The organism is Cellulomonas sp. P5_C5, assembly GCF_054049655.1.
In genome coordinates, this window is record NZ_JBFULY010000009.1 from 15178 (window position 1) to 38182 (window position 23005).

The 23005-nt window shown below is 72.1% G+C and carries 24 protein-coding genes; 13 read left to right on the top strand and 11 right to left on the bottom strand.

Features of this window, described 5'->3' with window-relative positions:
- Positions 1-21 precede the first annotated feature (21 nt).
- The 6 genes from ACXJKF_RS10335 (at position 22) to ACXJKF_RS10360 (ending at position 6797) form a co-directional block, all read left to right on the top strand.
- Positions 22-519 carry a DUF2975 domain-containing protein gene (locus ACXJKF_RS10335; RefSeq protein WP_456787626.1) on the top strand — a complete coding sequence of 166 codons (498 nt, stop codon included), beginning with the start codon at positions 22-24 and terminating at the stop codon, positions 517-519.
- A complete protein-coding gene (locus tag ACXJKF_RS10340; protein WP_055919313.1) occupies positions 519-722 on the top strand; it encodes a helix-turn-helix domain-containing protein in 204 nt (67 codons plus the stop codon). Before ACXJKF_RS10335 ends, ACXJKF_RS10340 begins: the two co-directional genes overlap by 1 nt.
- Positions 723-863: 141 nt before the next feature.
- The gene (locus tag ACXJKF_RS10345) at positions 864-2552 is read left to right on the top strand and encodes a cellulase family glycosylhydrolase (RefSeq protein WP_456787627.1); all 1689 of its coding nucleotides are present in this window, start codon (positions 864-866) and stop codon (positions 2550-2552) included.
- 63 nt (positions 2553-2615) lie between these two features.
- Entirely contained in the window at positions 2616-3689 is a 1074-nt protein-coding gene (locus tag ACXJKF_RS10350) for a hypothetical protein (protein WP_456787628.1), read from the top strand.
- A gap of 2 nt (positions 3690-3691) precedes the next feature.
- Positions 3692-4669, top strand: coding sequence for an NAD(P)-dependent alcohol dehydrogenase (locus ACXJKF_RS10355; RefSeq protein ID WP_456787629.1), 978 nt, complete (start codon positions 3692-3694; stop codon positions 4667-4669).
- 190 nt (positions 4670-4859) lie between these two features.
- The gene (locus ACXJKF_RS10360) at positions 4860-6797 is read left to right on the top strand and encodes a glycoside hydrolase family 11 protein (RefSeq protein WP_456787630.1); all 1938 of its coding nucleotides are present in this window, start codon (positions 4860-4862) and stop codon (positions 6795-6797) included.
- 83 nt (positions 6798-6880) lie between these two features.
- Here ACXJKF_RS10360 and ACXJKF_RS10365 read toward each other — a convergent pair whose 3' ends face one another.
- Together ACXJKF_RS10365 and ACXJKF_RS10370 are read right to left on the bottom strand one after the other, a co-directional pair.
- On the bottom strand, positions 6881-7141 hold the full coding sequence (locus ACXJKF_RS10365; protein WP_456787631.1) for a GlsB/YeaQ/YmgE family stress response membrane protein: 261 nt from the start codon (positions 7139-7141) through the stop codon (positions 6881-6883).
- A gap of 60 nt (positions 7142-7201) precedes the next feature.
- Complete coding sequence (locus ACXJKF_RS10370; RefSeq protein WP_456787632.1) at positions 7202-7972, bottom strand: TetR/AcrR family transcriptional regulator; 771 nt, start codon at positions 7970-7972, stop codon at positions 7202-7204.
- 86 nt (positions 7973-8058) lie between these two features.
- Here ACXJKF_RS10370 and ACXJKF_RS10375 point away from each other — a divergent pair, with 86 nt between their 5' ends.
- The 3 genes from ACXJKF_RS10375 to ACXJKF_RS10385 are packed head-to-tail and all read left to right on the top strand — an operon-like array spanning position 8059 to position 12070.
- On the top strand, positions 8059-8997 hold the full coding sequence (locus tag ACXJKF_RS10375; RefSeq protein WP_456787633.1) for an ATP-binding cassette domain-containing protein: 939 nt from the start codon (positions 8059-8061) through the stop codon (positions 8995-8997).
- The gene (locus tag ACXJKF_RS10380; RefSeq protein WP_456787634.1) at positions 8994-9770 is read left to right on the top strand and encodes an ABC transporter permease; all 777 of its coding nucleotides are present in this window, start codon (positions 8994-8996) and stop codon (positions 9768-9770) included. The genes ACXJKF_RS10375 and ACXJKF_RS10380 overlap by 4 nt, the downstream gene beginning before the upstream one ends.
- Positions 9767-12070 carry an ATP-binding cassette domain-containing protein gene (locus ACXJKF_RS10385; protein ID WP_456787635.1) on the top strand — a complete coding sequence of 768 codons (2304 nt, stop codon included), beginning with the start codon at positions 9767-9769 and terminating at the stop codon, positions 12068-12070. Before ACXJKF_RS10380 ends, ACXJKF_RS10385 begins: the two co-directional genes overlap by 4 nt.
- 7 nt (positions 12071-12077) lie before the next feature.
- On the opposite strand, the gene ACXJKF_RS10390 is transcribed toward ACXJKF_RS10385, so the two are convergent.
- From ACXJKF_RS10390 to ACXJKF_RS10415, 6 genes are all read right to left on the bottom strand, one after another.
- Positions 12078-13073, bottom strand: coding sequence for an ABC transporter permease (locus ACXJKF_RS10390; RefSeq protein WP_456787636.1), 996 nt, complete (start codon positions 13071-13073; stop codon positions 12078-12080).
- Positions 13070-14056, bottom strand: coding sequence for an ABC transporter ATP-binding protein (locus ACXJKF_RS10395; RefSeq protein WP_456787637.1), 987 nt, complete (start codon positions 14054-14056; stop codon positions 13070-13072). Before ACXJKF_RS10395 ends, ACXJKF_RS10390 begins: the two co-directional genes overlap by 4 nt.
- 112 nt (positions 14057-14168) lie before the next feature.
- The gene (locus ACXJKF_RS10400; RefSeq protein ID WP_456787638.1) at positions 14169-15221 is read right to left on the bottom strand and encodes a medium chain dehydrogenase/reductase family protein; all 1053 of its coding nucleotides are present in this window, start codon (positions 15219-15221) and stop codon (positions 14169-14171) included.
- Positions 15218-15571, bottom strand: coding sequence for a hypothetical protein (locus ACXJKF_RS10405; RefSeq protein ID WP_456787639.1), 354 nt, complete (start codon positions 15569-15571; stop codon positions 15218-15220). The genes ACXJKF_RS10400 and ACXJKF_RS10405 overlap by 4 nt, the downstream gene beginning before the upstream one ends.
- A gap of 80 nt (positions 15572-15651) precedes the next feature.
- Entirely contained in the window at positions 15652-16203 is a 552-nt protein-coding gene (locus ACXJKF_RS10410; protein ID WP_456787640.1) for a TetR/AcrR family transcriptional regulator, read from the bottom strand.
- Between the two features lie 52 nt (positions 16204-16255).
- Entirely contained in the window at positions 16256-16882 is a 627-nt protein-coding gene (locus ACXJKF_RS10415) for a class I SAM-dependent methyltransferase (RefSeq protein WP_456787641.1), read from the bottom strand.
- A 56-nt stretch (positions 16883-16938) separates the two neighbouring features.
- Between ACXJKF_RS10415 and ACXJKF_RS10420 the strand changes: the two genes are divergently transcribed.
- Complete coding sequence (locus ACXJKF_RS10420; protein WP_456787642.1) at positions 16939-17394, top strand: N-acetyltransferase family protein; 456 nt, start codon at positions 16939-16941, stop codon at positions 17392-17394.
- Positions 17395-17448: 54 nt separating this feature from the next.
- Here ACXJKF_RS10420 and ACXJKF_RS10425 read toward each other — a convergent pair whose 3' ends face one another.
- The 3 genes from ACXJKF_RS10425 to ACXJKF_RS10435 form a co-directional block, all read right to left on the bottom strand.
- Positions 17449-19623, bottom strand: a complete 2175-nt coding sequence (locus ACXJKF_RS10425; protein WP_456787643.1) for a DUF6055 domain-containing protein — start codon at positions 19621-19623, stop codon at positions 17449-17451.
- A gap of 132 nt (positions 19624-19755) precedes the next feature.
- Complete coding sequence (locus ACXJKF_RS10430) at positions 19756-20862, bottom strand: AAA family ATPase (RefSeq protein WP_456787644.1); 1107 nt, start codon at positions 20860-20862, stop codon at positions 19756-19758.
- Between the two features lie 29 nt (positions 20863-20891).
- Positions 20892-21320 (bottom strand): nitroreductase/quinone reductase family protein, encoded by a 429-nt coding sequence (locus ACXJKF_RS10435; RefSeq protein ID WP_456787645.1) that lies wholly within the window; start codon positions 21318-21320, stop codon positions 20892-20894.
- 84 nt (positions 21321-21404) lie between these two features.
- On the opposite strand from ACXJKF_RS10435, the gene ACXJKF_RS10440 reads away from it, so the two are divergent.
- Genes ACXJKF_RS10440 through ACXJKF_RS10450 form a run of 3 tightly spaced genes read left to right on the top strand, consistent with a single transcriptional unit; the run spans position 21405 to position 22979 of the window.
- On the top strand, positions 21405-21812 hold the full coding sequence (locus ACXJKF_RS10440) for a type II toxin-antitoxin system VapC family toxin (RefSeq protein ID WP_456787646.1): 408 nt from the start codon (positions 21405-21407) through the stop codon (positions 21810-21812).
- Positions 21813-21821: 9 nt separating this feature from the next.
- A complete protein-coding gene (locus ACXJKF_RS10445) occupies positions 21822-22400 on the top strand; it encodes a mycothiol transferase (RefSeq protein ID WP_456787647.1) in 579 nt (192 codons plus the stop codon).
- A gap of 24 nt (positions 22401-22424) precedes the next feature.
- Positions 22425-22979, top strand: a complete 555-nt coding sequence (locus ACXJKF_RS10450; RefSeq protein WP_456787648.1) for a GNAT family N-acetyltransferase — start codon at positions 22425-22427, stop codon at positions 22977-22979.
- The last annotated feature ends 26 nt before the right edge of the window (positions 22980-23005 follow it).

The window sequence follows — 23005 nt, forward strand, 5'->3', positions numbered from 1 at the left end:
TCGCGACGAAGGAGCACCACCATGGGCCGACTGGCCATCCTCGCCCTGCGGGCGGTGATCGCGCTGATGTTCGCCAGCCTGCTGGTGGTGCAGGGCATGGTCATCCCCGCGATCGGACGCGACATCGACGACGGTGGCACCGAGGTCGCTCACCTGCGCTGGCCCGTCGTGGTCATCCTGCTCCTGGGCGTGCTGGCCGTGCAGGTCGCGCTCGTGTGCATCTGGCAGCTGCTCACGATGGTGCGTCGGGACACCGTCTTCAGCGCCGCCGCGTTCCGGTACGTCGACGTCGTCATCGGTGCGGCCGTGGGGGCGACCCTGCTCGCGATGGTCCTGTCGTTCGTGCTGGCACCGGGCGAGGCGGTCGCACCCGGCATCGTCCTGCTCATCGTGATCGGCGGCATGGGCACCGCCGGCATCGCGCTGCTGGTGCTCGTGCTGCGGGTGCTGCTGGCCAAGGCGGTCACCCTCGACTCCACGGCGACCACCCTGCGTGCCGAGCTCGACGAGGTGATCTGATGCCGATCGTCGTCGACGTCGACGTCATGCTCGCCCGCCGCAAGATGTCCGTCGGAGAGCTCGCCGACCGCGTCGGCATCACCCCCGCCAACCTCGCGGTGCTGAAGAACGGGCGCGCCAAGGCGGTCCGCTTCACCACGCTCGAGGCACTGTGCGAGGTGCTGGAGTGCCAGCCGGGCGACCTCCTGCGCCGAGAGGTGTAGCGCCCGCCTATCCGTTTCGCCCCCTTCCTCCACGGGCGTCGCATCCCTACACTCCGGTCGAAGCGCTTCGATGGGGGCGCGACGCTCGACGGAGAGCCGGCCGTCGTGTCGAGCGTGACCATGCGACGAAGGGCACCCCACGTGAAACGACCCCTCTGGACCACGCTGACGGCACTCGCGGCGGCCGCCGCGCTCTCGGCCGGGCTCGCCGGGCCCGCGCAGGCAGGCGACCGCACCCCGAGGTCGGCCGCCCGGGTCGTCGCCGCGATGCAGCCCGGCTGGAACCTGGGCAACACCTTCGACGCCGTCGGGGCCGACGAGACCGCGTGGGGCAACCCGCGCGTCACCCGGCAGCTACTAGACGAGGTGCGGGAGAACGGGTTCCGCAGCGTGCGCATCCCCGTCACGCTCGGCCAGCACGAGGGGCCCGCCCCGGAGTACACGATCGACCCGGCGGTGCTCGACCGCGTCGAGGAGGTCGTCGACTGGGCGCTCGACGAGGACCTGTCCGTCCTGCTCGACCTGCACCACGACTCGTGGATGTGGACCAACGCGATGCCCACCCGGCACGACGAGGTGCTCGCCCAGTTCACGGCGACCTGGGAGCAGCTGGCGGAGCGGTTCCGCGACCACCCGCGCACCCTGCTGTTCGAGAGCATCAACGAGCCGCAGTTCGCCGGGTCGACCGGCGAGGCACAGGAGTACGCGCTGCTCGACGAGCTCAACGCCGCGTTCCACCAGGTCGTGCGCGCGTCGGGCGGACGGAACCTCGACCGGGTCCTGGTGCTGCCCACGCTGCACACCGACTCGGGCCAGGCCCGGCTCGACGAGCTCGTCTCGACCTTCACCGCGCTCGACGACGCCAACCTCGCCGCGACCTTCCACTACTACGGCTACTGGCCGTTCAGCGTGAACGTCGCGGGCGGCACGCGCTTCGACGCGACCGCCCAGCAGGACGCCACGGACGCCTTCGCGCGCGTGCACGCCACCCTGGTCAGCCAGGGCATCCCGGTGATCCTCGGGGAGTACGGGCTGCTCGGGTTCGACCGGCACACCGGCACCATCGAGCAGGGCGAGAAGCTCAAGTTCTTCGAGCACCTGGGCCACCAGGCCCGCACCACGGGCGTCACGACGATGCTCTGGGACAACGGCCAGCACCTCGACCGCACCGCGTTCACATGGCGGGACCCGGAGCTCTTCGCACAGATCTCGTCGAGCTGGAAGAAGCGTTCCGGCACGGCGTCGACCGACCAGGTCTTCGTCCAGCCGGGCGCGGTCACCGACCAGACCGTGACCCTCGACCTCAACGGGACGACGTTCCGGGACCTCTCGCTGGGCACCAAGAAGCTGAAGAAGGGCAAGGACTACCAGCTCTCGGGCAGCACGCTCACCCTGCCCGCGGCCCTGCTGCAGCGGCTGTCCGGCACGGGGGCCTACGGGACGAGCGCCGAGCTGGTGGCGCGGTTCTCGCAGGGTGTCCCGTGGACCATCGAGATCGTCAACGCCGACACCCCGGTGCTCAGCGACGCGACGGGCACCACCGACGCGTTCGCCGTCCCGACGGACTTCCGCGGTGACCGGCTGGCCACCATGGAGGCTCGCTACCTCGACGGCTCGAACGCCGGCCCGCACGGGTGGACGTCGTTCAAGGAGTTCGACGTGACGTTCGCGCCCGACGCCTCTGCGGGCACGATCGTCCTGCGGCCCGCGTTCTTCGCGGAGGTCACCGACGGCTCCCCCGTGGTGCTCACGTTCCACTTCTGGAGCGGACGGACGGCCGCGTACACCGTGGTGCGGACCGGGACGGCCGTCTCCGGCACGGTCGGCTGACCACCCGGCAGCCCGGTGCGTCCCTGCTTCCGCGGGTACGCACCGGGCTGCTAGGTTCCGCCGATGCCCCTCCGGACGAACCGCGCATTCCTGACGGCCCTCGGCCTGGCTCTCGTCCTGTGGTTCGGCACCGCCGTCGTGCACGCGGCGTGGACCCGCGCCGGAGCAGCACCCGGACTGGTCGGGCTGGTCGTCCCCATGACGCCCGCGGTGTCGCTGGTCCGCGGCGCCGGGAGCGCCGGGGGTGCGGGCGTCCTGGCCGTGATCGCGCTCCTCGCGGCCCTCGCCGGGCTCGTCCTGCCCGCGCTGCGTGCGACCCGGACCGGCGCCGCTCCGCGCGTGCTCGCGGTGTGGTTCGCCGTGATCGTCGCGGGCTGGACCGCCGCGGTCGTGTGGACGCTCGCCGTCGCCGCACCGATGGTCCGGTACGGCCTGCTGGACCTGCTCGCGTTCGGGTACGGCGAGGCCGCGCGGGCCGGGTGCGCGTGGGGCGTGTCGTACGGGTGGGTCGTCGGCCTGGTCACCATCGCGGTCGCCCGGCGCGGCACCGAGCCGCCGACCCTGCGTCGCCCGTCCGGCACGGTCGTCGCCGCGGCCACCGCCGGGGTCGTCGCGGCGATCGGCTGGCTGGTGGTCGCCGCCGCGCACGTGAGCGTCGACGAGACGGTGGACCGGTACGTGACCACCGCGCGCTCGCAGTTCGCGCTGGCCGTGCGGGAGGCCGCCGACTGGGTGCTCCCCGTGACCACGGCCCGCGGCGCCCCCTCCGCGGTGGTGCTGCTCGGCGGCGTCCTCGTCGGCGTCGTCGTCGGGACGCTGACCTGGCTCGCCGCCCGCAGCACGCTGCTGCAGGGCGGACGGCTCGTCCTGTTCCTCGGGGTGTGGGCGGCCGCGATCGTCGGCGCCGTCGTCGGCGGCCTGCCGACGGTCCTGGCCTCGACCGGGCTGGACCCCGACGGCGACGGCTGGTGGGTGATCGGTCAGACGCAGCTGTACGGGGTCAGCGACGGCGGTGCGTCCGGTGCGCTGTACGGCTGGGTCCCCGCCCTGCTCGTCGTCGGCATCCTGACCCTCGCCCAGCGCCGCGCCGCACACCTCGCCGCACCGGCGCCCGATCCCGAGCCCGTCCCCGTCTGACCGTGCGCGCCGCCGAGTACGCCCGGTTCGGCCCACCCGACGTCCTGGAGGTCGTCGAGCGGCCCCGGCCGACGCCGCGCGCCGGCGAGGTGCTGGTCCGGGTCCACGCGACCACCGTGACCACCGCCGAGTGCCACATGCGGCGCGGGCGACCGCTCTGGGGCCGCGTGATCCTCGGCTTCCGCCGGCCCCGACGCCGGATGCGCCGGCTCGGGCTGGAGTTCGCGGGCGAGGTGGTGGAGGTCGGGTCGGACGTCACGCGGTGCGCGCCCGGTGACGAGATCTTCGGGTTCACCGGCTTCCGGCTGGGCGCCGCTGCCGAATACCTGTGCCTGCCGCAGTCGGCCTCGTTCGCGCCCAAGCCTGCCGGGGTCCCGTTCGCGCGGGCCGCCGCCGCTGTCGACGGGTCCACGACGGCGCTCTTCTTCCTGGAGGGCAAGGCCCGGGTGCGCGCGGGCCAGCGGGTCCTCGTCCTCGGCGCCTCCGGCAGCGTCGGCTCGTTCGCCGTGCAGCTCGCCCACCGGTTCGGCGCGGACGTCACCGGGGTGTGCAGCGGTCGGAACGCCGACCTCGTGCGGACGCTCGGCGCGGACCGCGTCATCGACTACACGCAGACGGACTTCACGACGACCGGCGAGCGGTACGACGTCGTCTTCGACACCGTGGGCCGCAGCTCGTTCGCGCGGTCGCGGGGGTCGCTCACCGAGCACGGCTGCTACATGTCGACGGCGACCGGGCCGCTCAGCACGGTCCTCGCGCTGGCCACCCGCCTCGGGCGCGGACGGCGGGTGCTGTCGGGCATGTCGGTGGAGAAGAACGCGTCGCTGACGTTCGTGGCCGGGCTGCTCGCCGACGACGCCCTGGAGGTCGTCATCGACCGCGCGGTCCCGCTGGCCGACATCGTGGCGGCCCACGAGTACGTGGAGAGCGGGCGCAAGCGCGGGAACGTCGTCGTCGAGGTCCGACCGGACACCCGCTGACGTTTCCGATACTTTCGGGCAGAAAGCCTAAACGCTTCGCTCCCTCGTCAGGGTGTTCCCCGCGCGCACATAGCGCTGCACACTGGCGTCGATAACGTTATCGACGCCGCGCTTCCGCCTGTGCGTCGATACGGCGTCGGTGCCCCCCGAGGGCTGCCCACGCAGCTCCCCACGCACAAAGGAGTGCAGGATGTTCGAAAGTATCGCTCTCACGCGCGGTGCGCCCGGCAAGCGGCGCCCGTTCCGCGCGCTGGTGGCCTTCGTCGCCGCCGGCGCGATGGTCGCCGTCAGCCTCGCTGTCGCCACCTCCGCCAGTGCCATCTCGACCAACGGGACCGGCACCAACAACGGGTACTTCTACTCGTTCTGGACCGACAGCCAGGGAACCGTCTCCATGGACATGGGCTCCGGCGGCCAGTACTCCACGCAGTGGAGCAACACCGGCAACTTCGTGGCCGGCAAGGGGTGGCAGACCGGCGGGCGCAAGACCGTCAACTACTCCGGCAGCTTCAACCCGTCCGGCAACGCGTACCTGACGCTCTACGGGTGGACCACCAGCCCGCTCGTCGAGTACTACATCGTCGACAACTGGGGCACCTACCGGCCCACCGGAACCTTCATGGGCACCGTGAACAGCGACGGCGGCACGTACGACATCTACCGCACCCAGCGCGTGAACAAGCCCTCCATCGAGGGCGACAACTCCACGTTCTACCAGTACTGGAGCGTGCGGCAGTCGAAGAAGACCGGCGGCACCATCACCTCCGGCAACCACTTCGACGCGTGGGCCAGCAAGGGCATGAACCTCGGCAACCACAACTACATGATCATGGCGACCGAGGGCTACCAGAGCTCCGGCAACTCGAACATCACTGTGAGCGAGGGCTCCAGCAACGGCGGCGGCGGCCAGACCACCACGCCTCCCCCCACGGGCGGCGGCGGCAACACCGGTGGCTGCTCCATCACCGCCACCCGCGCCGACGAGTGGTCCGACCGGTTCAACGTGAACTACACCGTCAGCGGCGCCAGCTCCTGGACCGCGACCCTCAACCTCAACGGCAGCCAGACCATCCAGAACAGCTGGAACGCGAGCGTCAGCGGCCGCACGGTCACCTCGACCGGCTCCAACACGTTCGGCGTCACCATCATGAAGAACGGCAACAACACGACCCCGTCAGCCACGTGCGGGACGTCAGGAGGCGGAGGCTCGACGCCCACGCCGACCCCGACGACCTCCACACCGCCGCCCTCGTCGAGCTGCTCCGCCGGCTACGTCGGGCTCACGTTCGACGACGGCCCGAACACCGGCACCACCAACCAGCTCATCTCCACGCTGCGCAACGCGGGCGCCACGGCGACCGTCTTCCCGACCGGCTCCAACGCCCAGTCGAACGCATCGCTCATGCAGGCGTACAAGAACGCCGGCCTGCAGATCGGCAACCACAGCTGGGACCACCCGCACCTGGTGAACATGAGCCAGTCGGACATCCAGTCGCAGCTGTCCCGGACGCAGACCGCGATCCAGCAGACCGCCGGGGTCACCCCGACGCTCTTCCGGCCGCCGTACGGCGAGACCAACCAGACCCTCAAGACCGTCGAGTCCTCGCTCGGCCTGCGCGAGATCATCTGGGACGTCGACTCGAACGACTGGAACAACGCCAGTGCCGACGCGATCCGGCAGGCGGCCGCGCGGCTGACCAACGGCCAGATCATCCTCATGCACGACTGGCCGGCGGCGACCCAGCAGGCGCTGCCGAACATCCTGAACGACCTGAAGTCGCGCAACCTGTGCACGGGGCACATCTCGACCAGCACGGGTCGCGCCGTCGCACCGTCCAGCTCCGGTGGGGGCGGGTCGACCACCCCGCCGCCCTCGAGCGGCTCGTGCAGCGTGACCGCGACCCGGGCGGAAGAGTGGTCCGACCGGTTCAACGTGAGCTACACGGTCAGCGGTGCCAGCAGCTGGACGGTCACGCTCGGGCTCAACGGGAGCCAGAGCGTGCAGAACAGCTGGAACGCGAGCGTCAGCGGCCGGACGGTCACCTCGACCGGGTCGAACACGTTCGGGGTCACCATCCTGAAGAACGGCAACAACACCACGCCGAGCGCCACCTGCGCGCCTCGCTGACGGCGGCGGTCCGGACGGACAGGGCCGGTCCGGACCGCTGAGGGAACGGCAGCCTCCCGCGAGGGGGGCTGCCGTTCTCGTCGTCAGGCCTTGGAGCGGTCCCCGGCGAAGCGCCAGATCGCCGTCACGACGATCGCGCCCACGATGGAGCCGATGATGCCGCTGGGGCGCAGCTCGAGGCCGTCACCGGACAGGAGGCTGGCCAGCAGACCGCCGACGAAGGAGCCGACGAGCCCCGCGATGATCGCCATGGTCCAGTCGATCCGGCCGCGCTTGCGACCGAGGATCAGCTGGGCGAGCGCACCGATGAGCATGCCGAACAGGATCAGTCCGAGGATGAGCATGGGCCGAGACTAGGGCCACGGGGACCTTTCGGGCAGTCCTTCCGGATCGGCGAGTTCGACCTACGACGCGGCCTCGACCAGCACCGCGATCCCGTCGAGCAGGCGGGCGAGCCCGAACTCGAACGCCCGGCGGGGGTCGTAGGCCGCCTGCTGCGCCTCACCGGCGACGGGTCCGACGCGGGTGACCGTGGGGAACCGCTCCGGGTCGTACACCTGGTCGAGGATCGGAGCGGTGGCCTCCCACCACTCGGTCTCGGTGATCCCGGTGGCGTCCTCGGCGGCGACCTGGTCGACGACCCCCCGTGCGGTCCCCGCGACGAACCCCTCGATGAGCGTGAACACGGCGTCCATCGCGACCTCGTCGAGACCCGTGCCGTCGATCGCCTGGAGCCCGAGCTCGTACTTGGTGAGCACCCCCGGGCCCAGGGGTGGACGGCCGGACGCGGCGACCTGCAGGAGCCACGGGTGCCGCTCGTAGAGGGACCAGTTCGCTCGCGCCACAGCCTCGAGCCGAGCCCGCCACCCGTCGGTGCCGGGGGTGTACAGGGACGCGAACTCGCCGAGCGCGCTGTCGACCATGAGGTCCAGCAGCTCGGCCTTGGCCGGGACGTACGTGTAGAGGGTCATCGCGCCGACGCCGAGGTCGGTGGCGAGGCGTCGCATGGAGAGCGCGGCGAGGCCCTCGGCGTCCGCGAGCGCGATCGCGGCGTCCACCACGCGGTCGACGGAGAGCCCCGCCTCGGCACCGCGGCCGCGGGGGGCCGGCTCCACCAGCCGCCACAGCAGGGACAGGCTGCGGGCCGGGTCGCCGGTGCCGGTGATCTCCGTCATGACGCTCATCCTCCCCCCGTCGGGAACAACCGGGTGACCCTCTGCGTTCTTGTCGTACACTGTACGACTAGCCCTCGGGAGGACGCATGGCGATCAGGACGACAGGACTCACCCGCAGGTACGGCGAGACCACGGTGCTCGACGGCCTGGACCTCACCGTGGAGGCCGGCACGGTGCACGGGCTGCTCGGCCCCAACGGCGCCGGCAAGACGACGACCGTCCGGATCCTCTCCACGCTGCTGGACCCGCACGGGGGCACCGCGACCGTCGCCGGGTTCGACGTCGTCCGCGAGGCCGCGCAGGTCCGTCGGCACGTCGGGCTCGTCGGGCAGCACGCGGCCGTCGACGAGATCCTGGGCGGCCGGGACAACCTCGTGATGTTCGGCCGGCTGTCCCACCTGGGCACCCGGCAGGCACGACGGCGGGCCGACGAGCTGCTCGAGCGGTTCGACCTCGTCGACGCGGCCGAGCGACCGGTGTCCACCTACTCCGGCGGCATGCGGCGGCGCCTCGACCTCGCTGCCGGCCTGGTGCTGGACCCCACCGTGCTGCTGCTCGACGAGCCGACCACCGGCCTGGACCCCGGCGGCCGGCGCGAGGTGTGGCAGGCGGTCCGTGCGCTCGTTGCGGGCGGCACCGCGGTGCTGCTGACCACGCAGTACCTGGAGGAGGTGGACCAGCTGGCCTCGCAGGTGACGGTGCTGAACCACGGGCGGGTCGTCGCCGAGGGCACGCCCGACGCGCTCAAGGCGTCCATCGGGCAGGACCGGCTCGACGTCGTCGTCCGCGACGAGGCCTCCCTGGCGGCTGCGCAGTCAGCCCTGCAGGCCGTCGCCGGGGACGCGGAGATCGACCTCGACGGCCGCCGCGTGACCGCCACCGTCACCGACCGCGTCGCGGCACTCACCTACGTCGTCCGGACGCTCGACGACGCCGGGATCGTCGTCGACGACGTCATCCTGCGCCGGCCGACGCTCGACGAAGTGTTCCTGCACCTGACCGGCTCGACGAAGGAGGCCTCATGACCTGGGCCCTGCGTGACTCCTGGACCGTGACCCTGCGCGACCTCGGGCACTGGCGGCGCCAGCCGTGGGACCTGCTCATCGGCCTCGCGTTCCCGATCCTGCTGCTCCTCATGTTCGGCTTCCTGCTCGGCGGCGCGATCGACGTCCCCGGCGGCTACATCGAGTTCCTGTTCCCCGGCATGCTCGCCGTGACCATGGCGTTCGGGCTGGAGAGCACCATGACCTACGTGTCGCAGGACGTGCAGCGCGGCGTGACCGACCGGTTCCGGTCGCTGCCGATGTCCCGCATCGCCGTGCTGCTGGGCCGGGCGACCGCGGACATGCTCGCCAGCGTCGTCGGCCTCGCGGTGCTGCTCGTCGCCGGGCTGGTGATCGGGTGGCGGGTCCACGAGGGCCTCGGGAACGCGCTGGCCGGGGTGGCGCTGCTGCTGCTCCTGCGGTTCGCGTTCCTGTGGGTCGGCATCTACCTCGGGCTGCTGTTCCGCGGGCAGGGCGGCGTGATGGCCGTCCAGATCCTGGTGTGGCCGTTCGTCTTCCTGTCGAACGCGTTCGTGCCGATCTCGACCATGCCGGGCTGGCTGCAGACGCTCTCCGCCTGGAACCCGGTCACCGCGACCGTTGCCGCGACGCGCGAGCTGTTCGGCAACCCGACCGTGGCGGGCAGCGGCTGGGCGTCGGAGAACGTGGTGCTGCTGGCGGTCGTGTGGCCGGTCGTGCTGTCGGTGGTCTTTGCGACACTTGCGGTTCGGCGCTGGGCGCGGCTGGGCCGATGACGACTTCCAAGGAGACCTCTGTGCACGACGCGATCCGGATCCGTGGTGGTCGGGAGAACAACCTCAAGGGCGTCGACGTCGACGTGCCCAAGCGCCAGATCACCGTGTTCACGGGGGTGTCCGGCTCGGGCAAGTCGTCGTTGGCGTTCGACACGATCGCGGCCGAGAGCCAGCGCCTGCTGAACGAGACGCACTCCGCGTTCATCCAGAACTTCCTGCCGCAGTCGCCGCAGCCGGAGGCCGACGAGCTCACCGGGCTGACCGCATCGATCGTCGTGGACCAGCAGCCGATGGGCGGGTCGTCGCGCTCGACCGTCGGCACCGCGACCGACACCTACGCCGGGATGCGGCGGGTGTGGTCGCGGATGGGCGTGCCCAACCTGGGCACCCCCATCGCGTTCTCGTTCAACGACCCCCGGGGCATGTGTCCCGACTGCGAGGGCATCGGGAACGTCGCGGCCATCGACGAGGACGCCCTCGTCGACCCCTCGAAGTCACTGCTGGAGGGCGCGATCGACTTCCCGAACTTCCAGGTCGACTCCTGGTACTGGAAGGTCTACGCCGAGAGCGGGTTCTACCCGGCCGACCAGCCGGTGGGGTCGTTCACGCCCGAGCAGCGCCGGATGCTGCTCTACGGTCCCGACGAGGCGCCGAAGAAGGGCACCAAGATCGCGGTCTCCGGGATGTCGCTCACGTACGAGGCGCTCGTCCCCAAGCTGAAGCGGCTCGTCCTGACCAAGAACCCGGAGCAGCTGCAGCCGCACGCGCGGGCCGCGGTCGAGCGGATCTCGACCCGCGGCCCGTGCCCGGCGTGCGGCGGCACTCGGCTCAACGAGGCCGCGCGCACCTCCCTGGTGGGCGGCCGGTCCATCGCCGAGTGCGCGGACCTGCAGGTCAGCGACCTCGCGCCCTTCATCCGCGGGCTCGACTCCCCCGAGCACCGGCCCATGCTCGACGACCTGGCGGACCGGCTCGACGCCCTGGTGCACATCGGTCTCGGCTACCTCTCGCTCAGCCGCGAGTCCACGAGTCTGTCGGGCGGGGAGTCGCAGCGGGTCAAGATGGTCCGGCACCTGGGCTCGGCGCTGACCGACGTCACCTACGTGTTCGACGAGCCGTCCGTCGGGCTGCACCCGCACGACGTGCACCGCATGAACGAGCTCCTGGTCGCGCTGCGGGCCAAGGGCAACACGGTCCTGGTGGTCGAGCACAAGCCCGAGGTCATCGAGATCGCCGACCACATCATCGACATGGGTCCAGGTGCGGGCGGTGCCGGCGGCTCCGTGGTGTACGCGGGGGACCTGGCGGGGCTGCGGACCTCCGGCACGCTCACCGGCAACCACCTGACCAGCCACCAGCCGCTGAAGACCGACGTCCGGTCGGCCGACGGCGCGCTGTCCGTGACGGGAGCGACCCTGCACAACCTGCAGGACGTGTCCGTCGACATCCCCCGCGGCGTGCTCACCGTCGTCACCGGCGTGGCGGGCTCCGGGAAGAGCTCGCTGATCCGCGGGGTGCTGCCCAAGCGGTTCCCGGACGTCGTCGTGGTCGACCAGGCCACCACGCGCGGCTCGCGCCGGTCCAACTCGGCCACCTACACGGGCATGCTCGACACCATCCGCAAGCTGTTCGCCAAGGCCAACGGCGTCAAGCCCGCCCTGTTCAGCGCCAACTCCGAGGGCGCCTGCCCCGAGTGCGGCGGGCTCGGCATCATCTACACCGACCTGGGCAACTTCGAGCCGATGAAGTCCACGTGCGAGCTGTGCGGCGGGCGCCGGTACACCGACCAGGTGCTCGGTTACACCCTGCGCGGGCAGTCGATCGCGGACGTGCTGGAGATGTCCGTGGTGGAGGCTCGGGAGTTCTTCGTCGACCGCACGGAGAAGGCGCTCGCCTCGACCCTCGCCGCCATGGACGACGTCGGCATCGGCTACCTGACCCTCGGCCAGCCGCTGTCCACCCTGTCCGGCGGCGAGCGCCAGCGGCTCAAGCTGGCCATCGAGCTGGCCTCCCCCGCCGACGTCTACGTCCTGGACGAGCCGACGACCGGCCTGCACATGTCCGACGTCGACCGGCTGATCGGGCTCATCGACCGGTTCGTGGACGCCGGCTCCACGGTCATCGTCATCGAGCACAACCTCGACGTGATCTCCCGCGCCGACCACGTGCTCGACCTCGGACCCGGCGCGGGTGCCGACGGCGGGCGCGTGGTCTTCGCCGGCCCCCCGGCCGACCTGGTGGGCGTGCAGGACTCCCTCACCGGCGAGCACCTGGCGCGCCGGCACGGGATCCCACGCTAGGCGCCGGTCAGCTCACGTCGCGGCGGCGGAACACGAGCAGGGCGACGCCTGCGACGACCGCCGCCAGGACGCCCAGGTAGATCCCGCCGTGCGTCTGCGAGACGACGTGGGAGGCCCCGACGCACGACGACCCGGCCGCCGTCGTCGAGCACTCGGTGAGGTAGTACGTGGCCGAGCCCTGGACCCAGGCGGTCACGTTGGTGACCAGCGTCCACGGCTGCAGCTCCTCCACCTGGTGGGAGAGGATCACCTCCACGAGCACGAGCCAGCCCAGGACGACCCCGAGCACGGCGGCGGTGTGCCGTGCCAGGAAGCCGAGCGCCGCACCGATCACGGCGACCACCGGGGCAAGGGCGACGATGCGCAGCGCGACGTCGACGGGCGAGCTCAGCTCGGACGGCGCCCCGGCGTCCATCGTGTCGAAGTACCGGTAGGAGAGCCACGAGACGCCGAGCACGATCCCCACGCCGACGGCGGTCACCGGGATCAGCCACAGCCCGGCGGCGAGCACCTTGCTCAGGTAGACGCGCACCCTGCGGGGCGCGAACGTCAGCCAGTTACCGATCGAGCCGGTGGAGAACTCGGCGGACACGAAGCTCCCGGCGAGCAGGAGGGACGCCAGCACGAACACGACCGAGATCGACGTGAGCAGGCTGGAGGTGTCCCGGTCGAAGGACGGCGCCCCACCCAGCCAGTTCTCCAGCTTCGGCTCCATCTGGTCGCAGGCCCAGTCGACGGCCGCGGGGTCCTCGGCGACCTCCTTCTCGGCCGCCTCGCCCTCCTCGCAGTCGGCGATCCACTGCTCGCCGTCCTCCTCGAAGTCGTCGACCGCCTGCTCGTAGTAGGCCTGCGCCTGGTCGACCTCCGCCTGCGACGGCGGAGCGGCGGCCTCCCACGACGCGAACGCCGCGATGCAGCAGATCGCCAGGACGCCCGCGACCCCGAGCCGGATCAGCGTGCGCGACGCGAACCGGTCGAGCTCGACCCGCAGAAGCCGGCTCATGACGCGTCCTCGGCGTGGTGGGCGGGCCGGTGCTCGCCGGCGGGTGGTGGCGCGTGCGTCCCGGGTCCTCGACCGGCGGTGAGCTCGAGGAAGACCGACTCGAGGTCGACGCGGACGGGCACCAGCTCGTCGACGAACAGCCGCTGCGCCGCGAGCGCCTCGGTGATGCTCGCCGGGGCCACCCCACCGTCGACCAGGAGGTACCGCCCCTCGGTCCGCACGGTCCAGCCCTGTGCACCGAGCACCTGCTGCGCGCGCGGCACGTCGGCGATCCCCACCCGCACGGTGCCGGCCGCGCCCGCACCGATGAGGTCGGCGACGCTGCCGCTCGCGATGAGCTCGCCGCGGGCGATGATCGAGACGGTGTCCGCCACCTGCTCGACCTCGGCCAGGATGTGGCTGGACACCAGGACCGTCTTGCCGCGGTCGGCGAGCCCGCGCATGGTGCCGCGGATCTCGCGGATGCCCGCGGGGTCCAGGCCGTTCGTCGGCTCGTCGAAGATGAGCAGGTCCGGGTCCTTGAGCAGGGTCGCGGCGATGGCGAGCCGCTGCTTCATGCCGAGTGAGTAGCCCTTGTAGCGGTCGCCTGCCCGGTCCAGGAGCCCGACGTCGGACAGCACCACGTCGACCAGTGAGGTGGGTGCGTCGATCGCCCGCGCGAGCATCGTGAGGTTCTTGCGGCCGGAGAAGCTGGGGAAGAACTTCGGCTGCTCGACGATCGCACCGACGCGCCCGATGACCACCGGCAGCCGCTCCGGCACCGTCTGGCCGAACACCGTCATCGTCCCGGAGTCCGCGCGGATCAGGCCCAGCAGCATCCGGATCGTCGTCGTCTTGCCCGCGCCGTTGGGGCCGAGGAACCCGTGCACGCCACCGACGGGGACGTCGAGGTCGAGCCCGCCGACGGCCACCGCCCGCTGCCCGCGCCGGTTGCGGTACGTCTTGCGCAGACCGCGGGTCGAGATGGCCAGGTCCGTCGACACGTCGTTGTGTCCCTTCGACGAGCGGGCGAGCGGAACGAGCCGAGCGCCCGATCGCGTGCACCGTACCGGCTCACGTCCGGGTCGCGTGCTCGTTCCACCCATGTCACGTGCGTCAGGGGAGCAGCACCACCTTCCCCGCGACCGTGTGGGACTCCGCGAGAGCCAGCGCACGGCCGGCCTCGGTGAGCGGGAGCCGTGCGGCGACCTGTGCGGTGAGCGTGCCGGCGGCGAGGCGGTCGAGCACCTGCGTCAGGTCCTCGCGCAGACGCCGGTGGAACCGCGCGGGGCGTCGGCGTCCGGCCCAGAAGTTGTAGAAGTGCGCGCGTCGGCCGTTCGGCAGGACGTTCCAGAGCAGCAGGCGTCCGACGAGCCCGAGGACGGGGAGCTGCGACCTGCCGGCGTCGTCCTTCGTCGACGCGGTGCCGTAGGAGACGAGCGTGCCGCCGCGACGCAGCAGTCGCCAGGAGTCCACGATGCCGGGACCGCCGACGTGGTCGAACACCGCGTCGACACCGTCGGGTGCCAGTACGCGCAGCCGGTCGGCCAGGTCCGGGGCGCGGTAGTCGACGGGCGTCGCACCGAGGCTCCGGACGTGGTCGTGGTGGCGGGAGGAGGCGGTGCCGATGACCGTGACGCCGGCGTCGGCCGCCAGCTGGACGAGCGTGGAGCCGACGCCGCCGTTCGCGCCGAGCACCACGATCGTCTGACCGCGCCGCACCCTCGCGATGCGGTGCAGCATCTGCCACGCGGTGATCCCGTTGACCACCACCGTCTCGGCTTCGGCGGGATCGACCCCGTCCGGGACCGGGGTGGTGTGGCCGGCGTCGACCAGCACGTGCGTGGCCCAGGCGCCGGTCTTCACGACGGCCGCAACACGCTCGCCCACCCTTGTCCGGTCCAAGCCGTCGCCGGTCTCCTGGATCGTGCCGACGAGGTCGTAGCCCGGCACGAAGGGGAACGGCGGCTGGTCGTAGTACTTGCCGCGACGCATCTGCTGCTCTGCGAACGACACTCCCGTCGCCTCGACCCGGACCAGCACCTGGCCCTTCCCGGGGACGGGGACGTCGCGTTCCTGGACGAGCAGGCCGTCGGGCTCGACCAGGCCGGGCAGGACGATCTCGGTAGCGGTGACGCTCGTGGTCGAGCGGGTGTCGGGGGTGGTCATCGGATCTCCTCAGAGGTGGTCGAGCGGGTGTGGAGCTTCACGAGCAGCGCCGCGGCAGCCGCGACGATGAGGACGAGGAAGACCGGGTGCATGTCCTTGGACAGGCTCGGGGCGCCGTCGGGGCGCAGGATCCAGATCGCGAGCGGCGTCGCGTAGACCGCGGCGAGCGCGGCGCTGTACGGCCGCAGCGAGCGGAGCTCTGGGTGACGCAGGGTTCCGACGAGGACGAGCAGGACCGGTACGACGGCGACCATCGAGAACTGGCCGAGGACGAGCACGGGGACGGCCCACGCGGAGATCAGGACGGAGCGCGGTGTGCGACGGGTGGTGCGGGCGGTCTGGACGGACATGGGACTTCTCCTTCGGGAAAAGAGAGTGACTAGTCACTCACTGAGATGGAACCGCAGCGCGCTGAGCTGGACGGGTGCGGTCAGAGCGGGTGACGGATGCCGGCCGAGACGATGGATGCCCACTCGTCGGCGACGTCGTCGATGCCGGTGGTGACGATCAGGTGGCACAGCTGCCCGTACGCGATGAACCGCTGGACGGCCTGGTCGCTCGCGCCCGACCGGCTCTTGGCCAGCCGGACGACCGACGCCATGCCGGCGCGCAGGGCCTGCCCGATCTCCGGGATGTCGGCGACGGACTGGGCGTGCACCTGGAGCATGAGCAGCGAACGGTCGCCGATCAGCTCCGCGTACGCACCACCCATCGCGTCGAGGATGCCGTCCGGGGTCTGCTCCCCCGACTCCTGCGCGCCGATGGTCAGCGCCTCGACGATCTGCTGGAAGCAGTCCTCGAGGGCGGCGACGAACAGCCGCTCCTTGCTGGGGAACAGCTTGAACACGTACGCGGGCGAGATGCGCGCGGCACGGGCCACGTCCGCGATCGTCGTGCCGTGGTACCCGCCGCGTGCAAACTCGCGCACCGCGCTGGCGGTGACGACGGGGATGCGCAGCTCGGCGGTGGAGAGGGAGGACATGTGAGTGACTGTACAGTCACTCTCTCCCAGGGCGCAACCGTGCGGCAACGCGTCAGACGCCCGCAGCTCCGCGCGGCGTCGCAGCGAGCTGTTCCACGAGCCGCCAGCGCGACGCCGTCGACTCGACGAGCACCAGGCCCGCGGTCTCCAGGAGCAGCAGGGGGCGCCGGCGGTGGTGCTCCCCCGCACGCTCGGGCGTCACGCGGTCGAGCACCCGTTGCACCCCGCGGCCGAGACGCGCCGACGACTCGACGTGGTCCGCCATCAGCAGCCGGCCACCCGGTCGCAGCACGCGCGCCAGCTCGCGCAGCACCGCGAGCTCGTCGGCCACGCAGCACATCGCGAACGTCGAGATCACGGTGTCGAAGGAACCGTCCGGCAGGTCCAGGTGGGCGGAGTCGGCCTCGACGAGGCGGACCGGCACGCCGACAGCCTTCGCGCGGGCCGAGGCCGCCCGGAGCATCGCAGGGCTCACGTCGGCGAGCGTCAGGTCCGTGGCGCGGTCGGCGTAGTACGGCAGGGTCGCGCCGGTACCGACGCCGACCTCCAGCGTCCTGCCCGAGACGCGATCGGCGATCCAGCGCCGAGCCGGCGCGAACAGCCGAGGCTCCAGGAACGCCGTGGTGCGGTCGTAGCCCGCGGCCTGCCCGTCCCAGTACTCCGCCCGCGTCACGCTCATGGTGCTCCAGGCTGCCACCGCTGCCCCGTCCGGCGCAGCGCGGATACCGTGCGGGCATGTTCCGCGAGGCACGACCGGACGACCTGCCCGCCCTCCTGCGGCTGTACAGCCAGCTGCACCCCGCCGACTCCGCCCCGGACGACGCGCCCGCGGTGCTCGACCAGATCCTGGCGACCGCCGGGCTCCACCTCTTCGTGCTCGAGGTCGAGGGGGACGTGGTCGCGACCGCCTACCTCAACGTCATCCCCAACCTCACCCGGGGAGCCTCGCCGTACGCGGTCGTCGAGAACGTCGTGGTCGAGCAGAGCAGGCGCGGCACCGGGCTCGGCAAGGCGACGATGGCGGGCACGCTCGCGGCGGCGGGGGCGGCCGGCTGCTACAAGGTCATGCTCCTGACCGGCTCGCGCAGCGCGGGGACCCACGCCTTCTACCGGTCCTGCGGGCTGTCCGGCGACGAGAAGACCGCCTACGTCGCCCATCCCCCGCAGGACCGGCCGCAACCCGGACCCTGAGGGCGCGGCCGGCCGTTCCTCGACGGGCCGCCGTGCCGACCGCCGCGGCACCCGTCAGCGGGCCGTGCAGCTCACCGACGTCGCCTGCGACGAGCCCGTGCCCTGGAACCCGATCTCGACGCTGCCGCTCGCGGCGAGCCGGGAGTTCCACGCCGCCGGCCCCAGCGTCAGCGGAGCCGTGCCCAGCACCTCGCTGCTCCAGTGGTGCACGAGCGCGCCGGACGGGAGGTCGAGCGCGACCGTCCAGCCGTCGATCGCCTGCGGCCCGGCCGTCACGCGCACGGTGGCGACGAAGCCGCCCGGCCAGGTGCTCGTCACCGTGTAGGCGGCTGTGCAGGACCGGCTCGCGGGTGTCGTCGGAGTCGGAGTCGGGGTGGGCGTGGGCGTGGGCGTCCGCGTCGGCGTCGGTGTCGGGGTGGGCGTCGGTGTCGGGGTGGGCGTGGGGGTGCGGGTCGGGGTCGGCGTGGGCGTCGGCGTCGGAGTGGGCGTCACCGTGCCCGTGATCGCCAGCTCGGCGCTGGTGAACCGGCCGTGCGACCGGTTCACGTCGGTCTCGCCCGCGCCGCCGTCGCACCGCCGGTCGGGGTCGAACATGAGGTACGTGCCGGACGTGCAGGTGCCCGAGGGCTCCGCGTCGCCGCCGACGACGGCCGTCCCGCCGATGCTGACCCCGCCCTGGATGAGCGCGGAGTCACGCACGACGGCGCTGCCGCTGACCGTGCCACCGTCGTTGACCCAGGCCAGGCCCTCGATCCGGGCGGTCCCGCTGACGGTCGAGCGGCCGTACACGGCGGCGTTCGGGCCGACGTACGCGGTCGACGCCACGGTGGCGCGCGAGTCGACCCACCCGCCGCCGTTGGTGTGCCAGCGGCCGCCGCCGGGCGCGGTGCCGCGCGTGAAGCCGGGCTCGTGGCCCGACGGGAGGGCGCCGTCGATGCGGAACTCGAACGGGTAGCGGTAGTTCTCGGGGTAGCCGTCGAGGAACCCGTGCTTCGGGACGGCGGTCGGGGTGCCCGCCACGACGAGGTACACCTGCTCCCCGGCGCGCGTCTGGAACGTGGCCTCGGTGTCCGTGCCCTGGGTGACGGGGCTGTAGCGGGCGACACCGTTGGTCACGCCGACGAACCCGTACGACCAGCCGGAGCCGCCGTTCGGGTCGACGTGCCCCTTGAGGTGCAGCCGGACGAGCGCACCCGATGCCGACGGGACGAGCTTGATCTTGGTGTAGCCGAACGCCCCGGGCGCGATCCCGTCGGGCACGGCGAAGTGCTGCTGCGCGGCGTTGACCGCCTCGACCTGCACGAGGCTCTGTGGCACCACGAACGGGTAGAGGGTGCTGATGAACGGCTTGACGTCGGCGGCGTTGGCGTAGTCCCAGGTGACGTTCCGCATGGCGTACTGCGCGACCTCGGCACCGAGCTGGTCCTGGGTGAGGCCGGCGATCCGCCTGTACGTCTCCAGCGGGTGCTCGGTGCTGCGGGCCTCGTTCCAGATGCGGTTGAAGAACGCGAGGCCGCGCTTCTCGGTGATGGCCTGGAGCAGCATCCACGCGCCGTAGTGGTGCCGGCTGGAGGAGTACGGCAGGTTCTCGGTGCGGATGAACCGCGTGAGGTCACCGGCCCCCTTGCCCGGCAGGGCCTGCATCGCCATGAACTCGGCGCTGCTCTCCCAGAACGTGCCGGCCGACGCGTGCGTGAACCCGACGCCCGACCGGCCGAGGAACGTGTAGTTCTGCAGCACGTGCGCGAGCTCGTGCACGAGCCCCCACGACCCGGGCTGCGCGGCGCCGGGCGCGAGGTTGATGACGCCGACGCGCCCGTCGGTGGAGCCACCCGTCGCCCAGGCGTTGAGGTTCGGGTTGCTGGACCACGTGTTCGTGATGATCACGATGATCTTGTGCTGGGCGAGCAGGCCGGTCTCGGGCGTGAACTTCATGTCGTCGATGTAGAACGAGTAGGCGCTCTCGAGCTCGCGCAGGACGTTCGCGGGGTCGAACCGGTAGGCGCTCGGCGCCGTCGTCGGCGACGTCCCGGAGAGCTCGCCCCACAGGACGACGAAGTTCTCCGACTCCGCCTTGCGGTCGTCCGCCCAGGCGACCTCGTTGGTGGTGCGCCAGCGCTCGGGGATCCAGACGGTCTTGTCGGCGGCCTGCGCGGGGGCCGCGAGCAGTGGGACGAGGACGAGCGCGAGAAGCACCGCGCGGAGTCGTGCGTGACGGACGAGCGGCATGACGACTCCCTGGTCGGGCATCCGGGACTGCGCGACCCTGGCATGCCGGACAGTCGTCCGACTACCCGACGAAACGTTATAGCGGTAAGCGCGATCCACACTCACGCCCGGCGGTCCGGCCGTTCGGTGCGATCAGCGCTTCGGCCACGTCCAGGCAGGCCCGTCGAGCACGCCGGCACCCTCCACCGAGGTCGCGCCTGCTCCCTTGGTGAGCTCGATCGTCGTGGCGTCGGCGTGACGCAGCGCGCGGACGAGGTCGCCGGCGTGGGTCACGACGAGCACCTGCGACCGTTCGGCGGCGGACGCGACGAGGGCGCCGACCGCGGGCATGAGGCTCGGGTGCAGGCTCGACTCCGGCTCGTTGAGGACCAGGAGGTCCGGCGGGCGGGTCGCGTGGGCCGCGGCGACGAGCAGCAGGAACGTGAGCGTGCCGTCGGACAGCTCGGCCGCCGACAGAGGGCGGCGCAGGCCGGGCTGCGTCATCGCGACCCGGCAGCCACCGTCGTCGTCCTCGCTGATCAGCACGCGCGAGCCGGGGAAGGCGACGTCGACCGACGCCTGCAGCGCGTCCGCGTCGCCCATGAGCTCGATCGTCATCAGCGCCGCAGCGAGGTCGTCGCCGGACGGGGACAGGACCGGGGTGTACGTCGCGACGCCCGGGCGCCGCGCCGGGCTGTCCGCGTCGGTGCGCAGGTGGTCGTAGAACCGCCAGCGGCGAGCCTGCTCCCGCAGGGCGAACAGGTCGGGAGTGGCGTCCGGGTCCGCCAGGAGCGCCATCACCGACTCGTGCGCGTTCACCGTGAGGGGCACGGTCGTCCACCCGCCGCTGTCGTCGCGCGTGCGGACGCGGGACCCGGTGCGCTCCGTCAGGACGGTCGACGGGCGCAGCACCGGACCGGCCCACACGACCTCGGACTTGATCTCCGGGTCGAGCTTGAACGGGCCCATCTGCGGCAGCCCCAGGTCGATCGCGTAGGACAGGTCCTCCGTCGCGACCCCCAGCCGGACCGCGGCGGGCCCGTCGGTCCGGCGCCCGGCGTGCATCGCGGAGCGCATCCCGCCCTCGCGCGCGAGCGACGACACGGCGCCGTCCCGCGCGACCTCGGCGAGCAGGCGCAGCGCGCGGTAGACGCTCGTCTTTCCGCTCCCGTTCGCCCCCGCGACGACCGTGAGGTTGCCGAGTCCGAGGGTCAGGGAGCGCAGGCTGCGGTACCCCTCGACGGCCAGAGTCCGGATCATGGCGCGACCCTAGCCGGGGGCTCCGACGCTCAGACGGGGTCGAGGAGCACGACGGGGATCACGCGCGACGTCCGCTCCTGGTACTGCGCGTAGTTGGGCAGCGCCTCGACGATCCGCGGCCAGAGTTCCCGCCGTTCGTCGGCCGTCGCCACCCGCGCCACCATGTCGACCGTCGGCCCGCCGGCCACCGAGACGCGCACCGCCGGGTGGTCGCGGAGGTTGAGGAACCAGGACGGGTGCTCGTCGTTGCCCCCGGCGGACGCGACGACCACGAGCGTCCGCCCGAGCGTGAGCGGGGCGGTGAGCATCGACGACCGCGGCTTGCCGGACCGGCGCCCGACGGTCACCAGCTCCAGGGACGGCAGGCCGACGAGCGTCCCGCCGAACCGCCCGCCGCTCATCTTCACGCCCGCGCGATGGAGCCAGCTGAGCGTTCTCATCACGACGGTGCTGGTCATGCGTCGATGAGAACACGAGAGGTCCGCAGGATCGAGCGGACCTCCGCCCACGGGCGTGTCGGACCTCGGTGCGACGATGCCGGGATGACCAAGTTCGTCGTCGACGCGGGCGCCGCGCTCCGGCTCGCCGCGACCGGCTCTCCGCTGCCCGACGCCCACGAGCTCCTGGCACCGACGCTCCTGCGCTCCCAGGCGCTGTCCGCGATGCACGAGGCCGTCCACCGCCAGGAGCTCACCGCCGCCGACGCGCGCGAACGGCTGGCGCGGCTGAACCGGATGAAGATCCGGCTGCTGGGCGACGGCGTCCTGCGCAAGGTCGCGTGGACCATCGCCGACGAGCTCGGCTGGGAGTCGACGTACGCCGCCGAGTACGTCGCGCTCACGCGGCTGCAGGCGGACTACCTGGTGACGCTCGACGACGACCTCGCACGCGCCGTCCAGGGCGTCGTGCCGACGGCGCCGTTCGACGCTCTCCTGGGCCCGCGGTCCTAGGGTGCAGACGTGGACGACTACTGGTGGGAGCCCCCCATCGCGGGTACGGAGCTCGAGCACCTGGTCGGCGCCCTCGACCGCCTGCGCACCACGTTCCGTTGGAAGGTCGACGACCTCGACGCCGCCGGGCTGAGCACCCGCATCCCGCCGTCCGACCTGACCCTCGGGGGCCTGCTCAAGCACCTGGCTGCCGTGGAGGACCTCCAGTTCACGGTCCGGCTGACCGGCAGCCGCATCGGCGAGCCGTGGGAGTCCACCGAGTGGCGCGGCGGCAACGACTGGCTGTTCAGCACGGCCGCCGACGACAGCCCGGAGCAGCTCTACGCGTACTGGGACGACGCCGTCCGCAGGTCCCGGGACCGGCTCGGGGCGGCGCTGACCCGCGGCGGCCTCGACCAGCAGGTCGACCTCGCCCACCCGGACGGCACCCACGCGAACCTGCGGCGGCTGCTGTTCGACCTCGTCGAGGAGTACGGGCGGCACACCGGGCACGCGGACCTGCTGCGCGAGGCGGTCGACGGGCGCGTCGGCGAGGACCCGCCCGAGGGCTGGCGCGCGGTGTCGGGGCGCTTCGGTCCGACCGGCTGACGGGCTCGTGCCACCATCCCTCACGTGAAGGTCACTCTCAGCCCGTGGTCGACCGCCGACGCCGACGCGCTCGCCGCCGCCGTGGCGGAGAGCCCTGAGCTCGGAGTCCAGCTCGGCGAAGCTGTCGAGTCACCGTCGGCCGCGCGGGACTACATCGAGCAGTACCTGACCGACGACGAGGGCACCGTCGCGTTCGCGATCCGCGTCGACGGCGTCGCGGTCGGCCACGTCGCGCTCAGCCACATCGAGCACCGGAACGACTCCGCCTGGGCGTCGTACTGGGTGACCGCGAGCAGGCGCCGCCACAAGCTCGCGTCCCGCGCGCTCGCGACGATCGCCGCCCACGCGTTCGACACCCTCGGCCTGTTCCGGCTCGAGCTCGGCCACCGCGTGAACAACCCGGCGTCGTGCCGGGTTGCCACCACCGCGGGGTTCGCCGCCGAGGGCATCGAGCGGGCCAAGCTGCGCTATGGCAGCGACCGGTACGACGTCGAGACGCACGCCCGCCTGTCCGCCGACCCGACGCCGACGATCGAGCTGATCCCGATCGTCGGAGCGGCCCCGTCCCGGACGGGGTGACCGGCGGCGGCGCTGCCGTGACCTCC

Coding starts and splice junctions, on each gene's coding strand:
- ACXJKF_RS10335 (WP_456787626.1), top strand. CDS start 22: ATGGGCCGACTGGCCATCCTCGCCCTGCGGGCGGTGATCGCGCTGATG.
- ACXJKF_RS10340 (WP_055919313.1), top strand. CDS start 519: ATGCCGATCGTCGTCGACGTCGACGTCATGCTCGCCCGCCGCAAGATG.
- ACXJKF_RS10350 (WP_456787628.1), top strand. CDS start 2,616: ATGCCCCTCCGGACGAACCGCGCATTCCTGACGGCCCTCGGCCTGGCT.
- ACXJKF_RS10360 (WP_456787630.1), top strand. CDS start 4,860: ATGTTCGAAAGTATCGCTCTCACGCGCGGTGCGCCCGGCAAGCGGCGC.
- ACXJKF_RS10365 (WP_456787631.1), bottom strand. CDS start 7,141: ATGCTCATCCTCGGACTGATCCTGTTCGGCATGCTCATCGGTGCGCTC.
- ACXJKF_RS10370 (WP_456787632.1), bottom strand. CDS start 7,972: ATGACGGAGATCACCGGCACCGGCGACCCGGCCCGCAGCCTGTCCCTG.
- ACXJKF_RS10375 (WP_456787633.1), top strand. CDS start 8,059: ATGGCGATCAGGACGACAGGACTCACCCGCAGGTACGGCGAGACCACG.
- ACXJKF_RS10380 (WP_456787634.1), top strand. CDS start 8,994: ATGACCTGGGCCCTGCGTGACTCCTGGACCGTGACCCTGCGCGACCTC.
- ACXJKF_RS10385 (WP_456787635.1), top strand. CDS start 9,767: ATGACGACTTCCAAGGAGACCTCTGTGCACGACGCGATCCGGATCCGT.
- ACXJKF_RS10390 (WP_456787636.1), bottom strand. CDS start 13,073: ATGAGCCGGCTTCTGCGGGTCGAGCTCGACCGGTTCGCGTCGCGCACG.
- ACXJKF_RS10400 (WP_456787638.1), bottom strand. CDS start 15,221: ATGACCACCCCCGACACCCGCTCGACCACGAGCGTCACCGCTACCGAG.
- ACXJKF_RS10405 (WP_456787639.1), bottom strand. CDS start 15,571: ATGTCCGTCCAGACCGCCCGCACCACCCGTCGCACACCGCGCTCCGTC.
- ACXJKF_RS10410 (WP_456787640.1), bottom strand. CDS start 16,203: ATGTCCTCCCTCTCCACCGCCGAGCTGCGCATCCCCGTCGTCACCGCC.
- ACXJKF_RS10415 (WP_456787641.1), bottom strand. CDS start 16,882: ATGAGCGTGACGCGGGCGGAGTACTGGGACGGGCAGGCCGCGGGCTAC.
- ACXJKF_RS10420 (WP_456787642.1), top strand. CDS start 16,939: ATGTTCCGCGAGGCACGACCGGACGACCTGCCCGCCCTCCTGCGGCTG.
- ACXJKF_RS10425 (WP_456787643.1), bottom strand. CDS start 19,623: ATGCCGCTCGTCCGTCACGCACGACTCCGCGCGGTGCTTCTCGCGCTC.
- ACXJKF_RS10430 (WP_456787644.1), bottom strand. CDS start 20,862: ATGATCCGGACTCTGGCCGTCGAGGGGTACCGCAGCCTGCGCTCCCTG.
- ACXJKF_RS10435 (WP_456787645.1), bottom strand. CDS start 21,320: ATGACCAGCACCGTCGTGATGAGAACGCTCAGCTGGCTCCATCGCGCG.
- ACXJKF_RS10440 (WP_456787646.1), top strand. CDS start 21,405: ATGACCAAGTTCGTCGTCGACGCGGGCGCCGCGCTCCGGCTCGCCGCG.